Genomic DNA, 11,451 nt, shown 5'->3' with positions numbered 1-11,451 from the left:
GCCGCCCTGGTCCACGACGTCGGCAAGGCGCGCATTCCCCTGGCCATCCTGAACAAGCCCGGTCCGCTCGATGCGGCCGAGATGGCCGTGATGCGGACCCATGCCGCCGTCGGACACGACATCCTGTTCGCATCGGGCATGCGCGACCCGGTCGCGCTCCCGGCGACGCGTCACCACCACGAGATGCTCGACGGCTCCGGCTACCCGGACCGGCTGAGCGGCGACCGGATCGACGATCCGATCCGGCTGCTGACGATCTGCGACATCTATGCGGCCTTGACCGAACGGCGTCCCTACCGCCCGGCGATGCCTCAGGCCGAAGCCCTGCGTGTCCTGCGCGGGATGTCGGCGGCCGCCAAGCTGGAGCCGGCGCTCGTCGAAGCCTTCGCCGCCTCGCTCGAAGGCGACCCCGTGGAAGCGACGACGCGGGGCGAGCCCTGGCGGGTCTCGGGGGGCTTGCGTCCGGTCATCCGCGAGGGACGAGCATGACACGGCAGCCTGAAGAGGACACGATCGCGCTCCGGTCCACCGGGCTGCTCCACCGGATCGCGTCGGCCCTCGACCTGCCCGTCGCCGCCTTCTCCGGGCCGCTGGGCGAACGGCCTTCGAAACAGGCGCAGGCGCTCGCTCTCCTCACGGCCTTCGACATGATCGAGGACCCGGAGCTGAGGGCGCGATGCCTGGCCTTCGTGCTGGAGGCCGCCGCCGGCGATCCCGATCGATCGGACGGCGACACGTCCCGCGTCGCGTGAGCCGCGGCGTCCTCGCGCACGGATGGCTGTTCGAAACGTCCATCCCCCGGCACGAGGTCGCCGTGTCATGCGAAATCCGTTCGATCCCGGCGCGATGCGGATTTCGGCTTCGCTCAGGCGCCGCGCGGGATTCCTGATACCGGGTCCGCTTCGATCGAGGGGACACGGTCTTAGAGCGCACTCCGACGAAGTGGATGCCGGTTCGTCGTGAAAGTGCGCGTCGAAACAAAGACCTAGAGCCGTGCCCGACCCAACGTGGTCGGGCACGGCTCTAGTGCATCGTCGGATCGTGCGGCGACGGCAGCGTCACGGCCTCGCTGAACGGGAACTCGAACACGACGTCGCCCGCCGCGTCGGTCACGACGAGGCTGGCTCCCAGCAGCCGGGCCTGATCCCGCGGGTCGGCCAGGGCGGCCCGGACGGTGTCGCGCGCGGCCTCCCACGCCGCATCCGGGTCCGGGAGTTCGACGCCGCTCGGATCGGTGACGACGTCTGCGCCGAGGTGCGTGTGGAAGAAGTAGCGCGGCATCCCGTCCTCCGTCAGCGCCGGGCCGGCCCGGCCTTGTCCGCATCCGGCAGGCCTGCGTACCAGCCGGCATAACCCGTGTTCTCGACCATGCGCCGGTTGAGGTCCGGCGCGCCGTCCGTCCACCACACCGGACCCCGCTCGCCGAGGCCGTGCTTGGCGGCGTCGACGGCCGCGCGCGCCCGGGCGATGCCCGCCTCGTCGTCGGCCCGCTTGGCCGCTCCGACCGCGCGCCGCGCATCCATGAGGTCGTGCACGAGCCGGTCGCGCCGCTCCGGCTCCAGGTCCGGCCGCTGGGCGCGCCAGAGGCGGCCCCGCACGACGATGTAGCGGCCATCCGGTGTTTCGATCATGCGCGGGGCGCCCTCCTCAGGCTCGCCATACCGACGAACGCGCCGCGCCGCCCCGTGTTCGCCCCGGCGCGCAAACCCGATTGACCCGTCGCGCGTCCTGCGCCCGGCCGTCGCGGAGGCCGAGGCGGCTCGATGGTCGGGCGGCTCGGGACCAGGGGCGGCCGCTCAGGACGGGAGGGCGCGCAGCAGGTCCGCCACCCCGCAGGGCTTCCTCAGCATCGGCGACGACCTCGCCCGAATGGTCCTGCGCGAACCGGGAGACCATCACCCGGTCGAAGCCGGTCGGGGCCCGCATCTGGCGGGCGGCCTCGCGGCAGAGCGGCGCGACGCCGAGAGCCCGGCGTATCCCAGGATACGCCCGATCGCCGGCTTTGACCCGCGAGTCCGTCGTTTCCTGCGGCCGGCGCCTGGAGGCCGAGCCGGGATCGGCGTAGCGAGACCCTCCATCGCCGGTTTCGAGGCAGGTCGAGCTTGAACGCACCCCAACCCCCCCGGATCACCCTGACCCAGGCCGAGATCCGCTCGATCCTGTTCGGCCTAGTCGCGGCGATGCTGCTCGCGGCCCTCGACCAGACCATCGTGGCCACCGCGCTGCCGACGATCGGGCGGGAGCTGGGCGACGCCGAGAACCTGCCGTGGATCGTCACCGCCTACCTGCTCGCCTCCACGGCCGTGACGCCGCTCTACGGCAAGCTGAGCGACATTCACGGGCGGCGGATCATGCTGCTGATCGCCATCGCGACCTTCAGCGTCGGCTCCCTGTTCTGCGCGCTCGCCCCGACGATGGTGCTGCTGGCGCTCGCACGCGGCCTGCAGGGCGTCGGCGGCGGCGGCCTGATCGCCCTGGCCCAGACCATCCTGGCCGACATCCTCTCGCCCAAGGAGCGGGCGCGCTACCAGGTCTACATCGCGAGCGTGTTCGTCACGGCGTCCCTGGCGGGTCCGTTGCTCGGCGGCTTCACCGCCCAGCACCTGCACTGGTCCCTCATCTTCTGGATCAACCTGCCGATCGGACTCCTGGCCTTCGTCCTGACCAACGCCAAGCTGAAGCTCCTGCCGCGCAACGAGCGCCGTCACCGGCTCGACTACCTGGGCTCGGTCCTGCTGGTGGTGGGATCGAGCGCGCTGATGCTGGCCCTCAGCTGGGGCGGGATACGCTACCCGTGGGGCTCCGCGCCCGTTCTCGGCCTGCTCGTGCTGGCGATTGCGGCGATCGCCGGCTTCGTGGCGCGGCTGCTGACGGCGCCCGAACCCCTGATCCCCTTGAGCGTGCTCAAGGATCAGGTGGTCTACACCGCGACCATCGCGGCCTGCTTTGCCATGGGCACCTTGATCGGACTGACGATCTACGTCCCGATCTTCCTCGAAGGCGTGCTCGGGCTCGACCCGAGCCGATCCGGGATCGCCATGGTGCCGCTGATGGTCGGCACCGTCGTCGGCGCCACCGTGTCGAGCCGGTCCATGATGTACCTGCGCCATTACAAGCGCGTGCCGCTCGCGATGATGGCGACGAGCCTCGTCTGCTGCGCAATCATCGCTTTCGAGGGGGCGGCCCTGCCCCTGTGGCTGATGGAGATCCTGTTCGCCCTGCTGTCGCTCGGGATCGGTACGATCCTGCCCCTGTCGACGATCGCCATCCAGAACACGGTGGAACGGCACCAGCTCGGCATCGCCACGGCCTCGATGAACTTCTTCCGCTCGCTCGGCGGCGCCTTGATCGTCGCCCTGTTCGGCACGATCGTGCTCGGCGGCACCGCAGGGGGCGGGGCGGCGGGCCACGACATCGCGCGCCTGATCCATGGCTCCGACGCGGCCCTGCTCGCCGAAACCTTCCGCCTGGTGTTCGCGGCCGCCTGCATCGGCCTGCTCCTGGCGTTCGTGTTCCTCGCGCTCATGGAGGAGCGGCCGCTGCAGACGTGAGCGCGATCGTCTCGCCGGCCGGCGGCCCTCGCCCTTCGCCTCGGTGAAACCCCCGCGCGGCCGTCACTTGCCCCGTGTCGACTTGCCCATTTGCCCATGGAGGCGGGCGCGTCGGGCGTCCGTCGGCACCGGCGTCGCACGATGGGCCGAGAGCAGGCGCTCCGCGCCAGGATATGACGGACAGGCTCGCAGCTTGGCAGCGCGCGCTGGAGGCCCCGAGACTGCGGACGCGGTCACGTCGCTGGATGAGCCTGCGCAGGTCGTCCGGGACGCCCCGTCGGAAACGGACGATCGCCCCTCGCAGGACGACATCGAACCGCGCCGACACTCCGTCTCTTCCCCGGCCTTCCGGACGGACTTCGGAGCAGCGGATTACGGCGACGGGCTCACTCCGCAGGGCGACTGCGCGAGAAGCTCAATGGTCCGAATGGCTTGGATGTTCAGGTGGCAGGGGGGCCCGGATTCGGACCCTGCCGCCAGCACCTGAATATCCTTGATGATCACACTGTTGTAGGCCGCAGCCGTCATCCCCCTGACTCCTCCCGATGCTGGCTGGCGGGGCTCGGAGAGCCTTGAGCGCCCGGTCCATGCCCGAACGGCGCGGCAGGCAGGATGTGAGACCTTGCACTTGTGCCCCACCGCGGATCAAATCGCCCGGCGCGCGTTCGGTTCGGCAAATGGCTTGGCGGAAGCCTCGACCGGCTTGGTCAGGTCGCTCCGGAAGCACGGCAGAGACTGAACCACGCTCCAGCACGTCCACGCCTCGTGACATGGGCGTTGAATGTTTTCCCCGGCGGCGATCCAACCGATATGTACCCACGACGCGTCCTCGTTCTCGGCGGTACAGGAACGATCGGCCGTGCGACCGTGCGGGCGTTGGTGTCACGCGGTCATGAGGTCGTCTGCCTCGTCAGGCGCAGCGCCGATGTCCGCGACCATCCAGGGCGGCTCGAGTGTCCTCGAGTGCCTGCGGGTGCAAGCGCCAGGTTCGCGGACGTGACCGATCCTTCGTCGCTCGCGCACGATGGTTTCCGTGGCGAGACGTTCGACGTCCTGGTCTCGTGTCTAGCCTCGCGCACCGGATTGCCCGAGGACGCCTGGGCGATCGATCATCAGGCGCATGTGAACGCGCTGCAGGCCAGCAAGGCCGCCGGCGTGACACACTTCATCCTTCTCTCGGCGATCTGCGTTCAGAAGCCGATCCTGGCCTTTCAGCATGCCAAGCTCGCTTTCGAGCGACTGCTGGTCGAGTCGGGCGTCGCCTACACGATCATACGGCCTACGGCCTTCTTCAAATCGCTCTCCGGGCAGATCGACCGCGTGAAGCGAGGCAGGCCGTTCCTGGTTTTCGGCGACGGCACGATGACGGCCTGCAAGCCGATCAGCGACGACGACTTGGGCAGCTATCTCGCCGAATGCCTCGACAACGCAGACCGGCGCAATCGCGTGCTCCCGATCGGCGGCCCCGGCGATGCGGTGACCCCGAAGGCGCAGGGCGAGCGCCTTTTTGCCTTGGTGGGGCGCGAGCCGCGGTTCACCCATGTGCCAGTGGTCATGCTGGACGTGATCATCGCCATTCTGGCCATGCTCGGACGGGTGTTCCCGGCGGCGGCCGCCAAGGCTGAACTCGCGCGCATCGGCCGCTACTACGCCACGGAGTCCATGCTCGTCCTGGATCCGGCGACGGGGCGATACGATGCGAGCGCCACGCCTTCGACGGGCTCGGAGACCTTGTTCGACTATTATGCACGGCTGGTCCGAGGCGAGGCCGTCGTCGAGCGCGGCGACCATGCGGTGTTTTAGAGCCGTGCCCGACCACGGCGGGTCGGATCACGGTTCCAGGTCTCCGTTTCGACGCGCACTCGCGCGACGAACCGGTATCCACTTCGTCGGAGTGCGCTCCGACAGTGCACGAATCGAACGTCCGCAGTGGACCTCTTGAACGTCCGAGGCGAGGGGTTTCCTGCCCGTCCGCTTTTCGGTTGCAGGTCCATGAAGCCAGACGTCTTCCTCACGTCTGTTCTTACCGATGCTCGCGCGTCGCCTTCGAGCGTTGGCGGACATCGAAATTGTGCACACCCGAGACCGAGCGAGCGAGTGAAGGCTTTCGTCAGGGCGCCTCGCTCGGGGCCTGAACCTGCGCGCCGCCGAACACGACGGCCTGCCGCAACGGCGGTCGCGACAGGCCGTAGATCAGGCGCGGTTCCACCGGCGCGCTGACCGCATCCAGCGCGGCGCGATGCTCCGGGGAGAGCACGAGGTCGAGCGCGGCGATGTTGTCGGTGACCTGCGCCGGCCGGCTCACCCCCATCAGCGTCGAGGCCACGCCCGATCGTCCGACCACCCAGGCCAGCGCGACGCGCGCCGGCGATTGCCCGATGGCTTCCGCCACCCGGCGCACCCCTTCGACGATGGCCCAGTTGCGCGGCGTGAACAGGCTGTCGCCGAACGGGTTGGCTCCGTCGAGCCGCTTGTCGTCGGCAGGACGCATCTCGCTCGACTGCGCCGCATCCTTCGGCAGGCCGCCGGCACGCGGACCCGCCGCTTCCACCGTCGCGCGGTCGTATTTGCCGCTCAGCAGCCCGTAGGCGAGCGGCGACCACGGCACCATGCCTAAGCCGAACTCGGCGGCGAGCGGGATGTGCTCGTCCTCCACCTCCCGGTTCACGAGCGCGTAGAAGTACTGCAGGGCGATCGGCCCCGGCAGGCCACGCAGTGCGGCCAGCGTCGCGAGCTTGGCGACGTACCAAGCGGGCGTGTTCGACAGGCCCCAATAGCGAATCGTCCCGGCGCGTACGAGACCGGCCATGGTCTCCAGCAACTCCTCGGCCGGCGTGATCCCGTCCCAGACGTGGACCCAGTAGAGATCGACGTAGTCGGTCCGCAGGCGGCGAAGCGAGCCTTCCAGCGCCGTGTGGACGTGCTTGGCACCGTTGCCGCCCGCGTGCGGCCCCTTGCCCGTGGCGAACCCCGACTTGGTCGCGAGGACGATCCGGTCGCGCAAGGCGCGCTCGTCGATGAAGCGGCCGAGCATCGTCTCACCCTCGCCGCCCGCGTACACGTCGGCCGTATCCACGAAGTTGCCGCCCCGCTCCAGATAGGCGTCGAACACGGCGCGGCTGCCGGCCTCGTCCAGCCCCCAGCGCGCGGTGCCGAAGGTCATGGTGCCGAGCGCGAGCGGACTGACCGCGAGGCCGGAGCGGCCGAGCGTGCGGTAATGCGTGAGGTCCATTGTTGCATATCCCTGGTGATATCCCACAGGATAGCGTCGCCATCGTTGGGGGATTAGCCCCAATCATCGGCAAGAGCTTGTGAGCGGAATTCAGGAATGCGACGGGGTACGCTCGACGATCTCGCGGCCTTCGCGGCGGTCGCGCGTACCCGCAGCTTCACGCGCGCGGCGGCCGAACTCGGCCTGTCGCCTTCGGCGCTCAGCCACGCCGTACGGGGGCTGGAGGAACGGCTCGGGGTTCGGCTGCTCGCGCGCACCACGCGCAGCGTCGCTCCGACGCCGGCGGGCGAGCGGCTCGTGCGGTCGCTGGCCCCGGCGCTGGCGGAGGTGGAGCGCGGGCTCGCCGCGCTCGCCGACTGGCGCGGCGCGCCGTCCGGTGCGCTCCGGCTGACGACCTTCTCCTCGGCGGCACGCCAAGTGCTCGACCCGGCCCTGCCGCGCTTCCTCCTCGATCATCCCGCCGTCTCGGTCGAGGTCGTCATCGACGATCGCCTGACCGACATCGTCGCGGCCCGGTTCGACGCCGGCATCCGCTTCGGCGAGACGGTGGAGCGCGACATGGTGGCGGTGCGCCTCGGGCCGGACCAGCGCACGGTGGTGGTCGGCACACCCGCCTACTTCGCGCGCCATCCGCGGCCCGAGACGCCGGCGGACCTGGAGGCGCATAACTGCGTCAACTACCGCCTGGTCGGCGGAGGCGGATTGCTGCCGTGGGAGTTCGCTCGCGGCGGCCAAGACGTGCGCGTGCGCGCCGGCGGGCAACTCACGGTCAACGATGCAGCCCTCGCGGGCGCGGCCGTGCGGGCCGGCGCCGGACTCGGCTACATGCTGGAGGAGGAGGTGGCCGCCGACATCGCGGCGGGCCAACTCGTGCAGGTCCTGACGGACTGGTGCACGCCCTTCCCCGGTTACCACCTCTACCATCCGAGCCGGCAGGCGACCCCGGCGCTTCGTGCCCTGATCGACGCCGTGCGTTGGGTCGGAGCATGACCTGTCCGGGTCGGTCACGGTTTGATGCTCCCACGACCGCTTCGTGGTGGTTCCACCACGCAGCGGTCCGACTGCTTTCCGGCACTCGAGGAGATTGGTGGAACGACGAGGTCGGGTCGTCATGTGACAGTCCGATTGCCACTGGGGCCAACGGTAGACAGACGCCGTATTCTCAGTGGGACGCGCGGGAATAGTCCATCCCCTCAAGATCTGTGATCAGGCCGGGTCCGGTCGGATGCCAATCGAGCCGCGCCCGCGTCAGCGTGCTCGACGCCGGCATGTCGAGGCCGACGAACGCGGCCAACCACCCGAAATGCACCGTGGCTTCCTCCGGCGGCAGGGCGACCGTCGGCACATTCAAGCCATGGCCGATGGCCTCCGCCATGTCGCGGGCAGAAACACCCTCCTCGGCGACCGCATGGTACCGGGCACCCGCCTCACGGCGCTCGAACGCGAGCGCGTAGAGTCTGGCAACGTCGAGAACGGGAGCCGCGGGCCAGCGGTTGGCTCCGTCACCGACATAGGCCGAGACGCCCTTCCGGCGGGCGATGTCGACCAGATAGGTGATGAGCCCCTGCTTCACGGTGTCGTGCACCTGTGGGAGGCGCACCACCGACACGTTGACGTCTTTCTCCATGAGCGTGGCGCCTGCCAGTTCGGACGCGATGCGGGGATTTGGATGCTCCACGTTGAAGACGTCTTCGGTCGCCGGTCCACCCCCCGAGGGGCTTCCCATCCCGGTCCCTGACGTGATGAGGAGCGGGCGATCCGATCCCTTCAATACGGAGCCCAATGTCTCGATGGCGCGCCGGTCCTTCTCGCAGTTGGCGACGAAGTTCGAGAAGTCGTCGTGGTCGAACGCCGTGTGGATCACGCCGTCCGCTTGGGCGGCGCCGCTGCGCAGAGTGTCCAGGTCTTCGAGGTCGCCACGATGGGGTTCGACCCCGGCGTCGATCAGTTTCTGGGCACCCGCGGCCGACCGCGTCAATCCGAGGACTCGATGCCCTGAACGGAGCAGTTCCGGGACGATGGCCGAGCCGATGAAGCCGGTGGCACCAGTGAGGAAGATGCGCATGAGAGGGGTCCGATGTGTCCAGGACCTCCCCTATCGGCCTGTCAGAGATCCCGTTAAAGTGGTGACCTTATCCTGGTATATCGTCTAACAGGATCGTCATGCCTGCGAGTTCCGAAACCCCACTGGGGACGTACCTGCGGCATCGGCGGACCAAACTCGACCCGGCCGCCTTCGGGTTCTCCGGGCGTCGGCGCACCCCGGGCTTGCGTCGGGAGGAAGTCGCCCAGCGCGCGAACATCAGCGCGACCTGGTACACTTGGCTGGAACAAGGGCGCGGCGGCGCGCCCTCGGCGGATGTGCTGAACCGCATTGCCGCCGGGCTTATGCTGACCGAGCCGGAGCGCGAGCATATCTTCATGCTTGCCCTCGGGCATCCCCCGGAGGTTCGCTACAGGCTCAAAGAGGGGATCACGCCGCGCCTGCAGCGATTTCTCGACACGCTTGAGGTCAGCCCTGCGATCATCAAGACCGCGACATGGGACATCGTCGCCTGGAATCGAGCGGCGGCCGTGGTTCTGACCGACTGGGATACGGTGCCTCCCAGCGAGCGCAACATTCTCCGCCGCTTGTTCTGCGATCCGCGGGTGCGGACGGCACAGGCTGACTGGGAAAGCGTGGCCCGCTTCGTGGTCGGCGCATTCCGGGCAGACGCGGTGCGGGCCGGCGCTACATCCGAGGTCGGCGAATTGGTAGACGAACTCTCTCGCTCCAGTCCCGAGTTCGCCGCCCTGTGGGGGGAGAACGACGTCCATGCGCATGGCGACGGCGTCAAACGACTCCGGCATCCCGTCCTGGGCGCCATCGATCTGGAATTCTCGACTTTCGCAGTGGATGGTCGGCCGGATCTCGGCATGATCGTCTACAACCCTGTCGCGCAGGGCGTCCGGGAACAGATCCGTACGCTCGTCGGTTCAGCGCCCGGAGGTGCCGGGCCTCAAGGTCAGGGTCCGAAAACTGCATAGGCCGGACCCATGACTCGATTGGCTCGACACTTGCCACTCCGGTCTACGATCGGGTCGGGTGGTCTTGCGGAGGCAGCTCGGGTCTTCGGGCTCAATCGCGAGACGATTGCCAAGATGTGCCGGTTCTCATTGCCACCGGGCTCTACTCGCACCACGCCGATCGAGAAGCCGAAGCTGGGGCCGCCCTCTCCGAACCCAAGGTCCGCGTAGCGACGACACCCGGATCGCGGTCGCCAAGACCTGCGGCGGGGGTCAGCACGATCGCACCCGCGCCTTCACCGAGCGGGTGAGCCACCACCTGTTCCGGGACCGCTTCGGGCGTCCGGGCAAGGGCAACGACAAGGCCAAGGGCGAAGGCCTGGTCGAGTACGCCCGATCCAACGTCGTGACCCCGGCCCCGGTGGCGGCGTCCTTCGAGGCGCTGAACGCGGATCTGGAGCGACGCTGCCGGACCCGGCAGGATGAGCGGGCCGGACGGCATGCCGAGGGCATCGGCACGCGACTGGTCGCCGATCGTGCCGTCCTGCGTTCCCTGCCGGCGGTCATGGCCGCACCACCGGACGAAGCGTTCTACCTCATGGCCCGCCTGTCCCACGGCGAGCCGAGCCTCGACCTCGCCTTCCGGCTACCGGGAGATGCAAAGGTCGGCGTCGCGCCAGGCACCGCGTTCGGGCCGGAGGGCGAGGGCTTCGTGCGCATGTGCTTCGCCATCAGTCCCTCGCTCGCTCGCGAAGCGGTAGCTCGCCTGTCCGCGGTGCTGTCTGCTGCACGACCTGCGCAGGGGCCGAAACCCACGTAAGGTCGTTGGCAGTGTAACGGCCGAGGCGATCGCATGCTGGATCCAGGTTCTTTTCAGCGGCCAGCCGGAGACGCGCCAAGCCCGCGCGACCGGTCACGTCTCGAGGTCGCGAGCCTGATCCTGACCGGTCTGGCCCTGCTCGCGACCCTGCAGTTCCATCTGCTCACCTCCCTTTTGGCAGGCTTGCTGGTCTACGAGCTCGTCCACCTGCTCGCCCCCAGCCGCTACAGCACGCTCGTCCCGCACCACAGGGGCAAGGTCATCGCCGTGGCCTTCCTTGCCGTCGTCGTTGTCTCTGCCGTCAGCGGGGCCATTCTCGGCCTCATCGCCCTGTTGTCGAGCGGATCGGACAACCTGGCGCTCCTCCTGCGCAAGATGGCCGAGGTCATCGAGTCGATGCGCGCGCAACTGCCGTCGTGGGTGCTGAGCTACGTTCCGGAGGAGTCGGAGGAGCTGAGGGCGGCGTCGGTTGTTTGGCTGCGTGAGCATGCCGGACAATTGCGTTCCATCGGCCAGGATGTCTGGCGGGCCCTGATCCACATCGTCTTCGGCCTCGTCATCGGCGGGATGGTCGCCGTCAGCCGCGAGACAGGGACAGCCGAACGCGGACCGCTCGTCGGTGCGCTCTCGAACCGGGTTCGGCTCGTCGCGGCCGCCTTTCGCAACGTGGTGTTCGCTCAGGTCCGCATCTCGGCCCTGAACACCGCCTTGACGGCAATCTACCTGCTGGTGGTGGTGCCGTTGATCGGCATGCCGCTTCCGCTGACGAAGACCATGGTCGCGGTGACCTTCGTCACCGGGCTTCTGCCGGTCATCGGCAACCTGATCTCGAACACGGTGAT

General features: G+C 68.8%; 11 protein-coding genes and 1 pseudogene. 8 read left to right on the top strand and 4 right to left on the bottom strand.

The genetic code is table 11. From position 1 onward, the window contains the following. Nucleotides 1–489, top strand: a 489-nt coding sequence (locus COGEMETH_RS14355) for an HD-GYP domain-containing protein (protein ID WP_238183315.1), incomplete at its 5' end; no start/stop codon positions are given. Next, complete coding sequence (locus tag COGEMETH_RS14350; protein WP_238183314.1) at nucleotides 486–752, top strand: hypothetical protein; 267 nt, start codon at nucleotides 486–488, stop codon at nucleotides 750–752. The genes COGEMETH_RS14355 and COGEMETH_RS14350, both read left to right, overlap by 4 nt. Before the next feature lie 271 nt (nucleotides 753–1,023). Here the strand turns inward: COGEMETH_RS14350 and COGEMETH_RS14345 are convergent, their stop codons facing one another. Together COGEMETH_RS14345 and COGEMETH_RS14340 are read right to left on the bottom strand one after the other, a co-directional pair. Then, nucleotides 1,024–1,281 carry a DUF6894 family protein gene (locus COGEMETH_RS14345; RefSeq protein WP_238183313.1) on the bottom strand — a complete coding sequence of 86 codons (258 nt, stop codon included), beginning with the start codon at nucleotides 1,279–1,281 and terminating at the stop codon, nucleotides 1,024–1,026. Nucleotides 1,282–1,292: 11 nt separating this feature from the next. Beyond that, nucleotides 1,293–1,631, bottom strand: coding sequence for a hypothetical protein (locus tag COGEMETH_RS14340; protein WP_238183312.1), 339 nt, complete (start codon nucleotides 1,629–1,631; stop codon nucleotides 1,293–1,295). Nucleotides 1,632–2,102: 471 nt separating this feature from the next. Here COGEMETH_RS14340 and COGEMETH_RS14335 point away from each other — a divergent pair, with 471 nt between their 5' ends. Both COGEMETH_RS14335 and COGEMETH_RS14330 read left to right on the top strand, forming a co-directional pair. Next, entirely contained in the window at nucleotides 2,103–3,551 is a 1,449-nt protein-coding gene (locus COGEMETH_RS14335) for an MDR family MFS transporter (protein ID WP_238183311.1), read from the top strand. An 810-nt stretch (nucleotides 3,552–4,361) separates the two neighbouring features. Next, the gene (locus tag COGEMETH_RS14330) at nucleotides 4,362–5,354 is read left to right on the top strand and encodes an NAD(P)H-binding protein (RefSeq protein WP_238183316.1); all 993 of its coding nucleotides are present in this window, start codon (nucleotides 4,362–4,364) and stop codon (nucleotides 5,352–5,354) included. Between the two features lie 307 nt (nucleotides 5,355–5,661). Here COGEMETH_RS14330 and COGEMETH_RS14325 read toward each other — a convergent pair whose 3' ends face one another. Then, nucleotides 5,662–6,783, bottom strand: a complete 1,122-nt coding sequence (locus tag COGEMETH_RS14325) for an aldo/keto reductase (protein ID WP_238183310.1) — start codon at nucleotides 6,781–6,783, stop codon at nucleotides 5,662–5,664. A 96-nt stretch (nucleotides 6,784–6,879) separates the two neighbouring features. On the opposite strand from COGEMETH_RS14325, the gene COGEMETH_RS14320 reads away from it, so the two are divergent. Beyond that, entirely contained in the window at nucleotides 6,880–7,773 is an 894-nt protein-coding gene (locus COGEMETH_RS14320) for a LysR family transcriptional regulator (protein WP_238183309.1), read from the top strand. Nucleotides 7,774–7,945: 172 nt separating this feature from the next. Here the strand turns inward: COGEMETH_RS14320 and COGEMETH_RS14315 are convergent, their stop codons facing one another. Further along, nucleotides 7,946–8,848 carry an SDR family oxidoreductase gene (locus COGEMETH_RS14315; RefSeq protein ID WP_238183308.1) on the bottom strand — a complete coding sequence of 301 codons (903 nt, stop codon included), beginning with the start codon at nucleotides 8,846–8,848 and terminating at the stop codon, nucleotides 7,946–7,948. A gap of 98 nt (nucleotides 8,849–8,946) precedes the next feature. Between COGEMETH_RS14315 and COGEMETH_RS14310 the strand changes: the two genes are divergently transcribed. From COGEMETH_RS14310 to COGEMETH_RS14300, 3 genes and pseudogenes are all read left to right on the top strand, one after another. Beyond that, on the top strand, nucleotides 8,947–9,810 hold the full coding sequence (locus COGEMETH_RS14310) for a helix-turn-helix transcriptional regulator (RefSeq protein WP_238183307.1): 864 nt from the start codon (nucleotides 8,947–8,949) through the stop codon (nucleotides 9,808–9,810). A 69-nt stretch (nucleotides 9,811–9,879) separates the two neighbouring features. Then, nucleotides 9,880–10,609: pseudogene (locus COGEMETH_RS14305) on the top strand (hypothetical protein); the annotation flags it as partial. A 33-nt stretch (nucleotides 10,610–10,642) separates the two neighbouring features. Continuing rightward, a partial coding sequence (locus COGEMETH_RS14300) for an AI-2E family transporter (RefSeq protein WP_238183306.1) occupies nucleotides 10,643–11,451 on the top strand: 809 nt, incomplete at its 3' end.

This window comes from Methylobacterium trifolii (assembly GCF_022179685.1).
Classification (GTDB): Bacteria; Pseudomonadota; Alphaproteobacteria; order Rhizobiales; family Beijerinckiaceae; genus Methylobacterium; species Methylobacterium trifolii.
The sequence above is the reverse complement of the archived record's forward strand: the minus strand, read 5'-3'. Positions and strand labels throughout refer to the sequence as shown.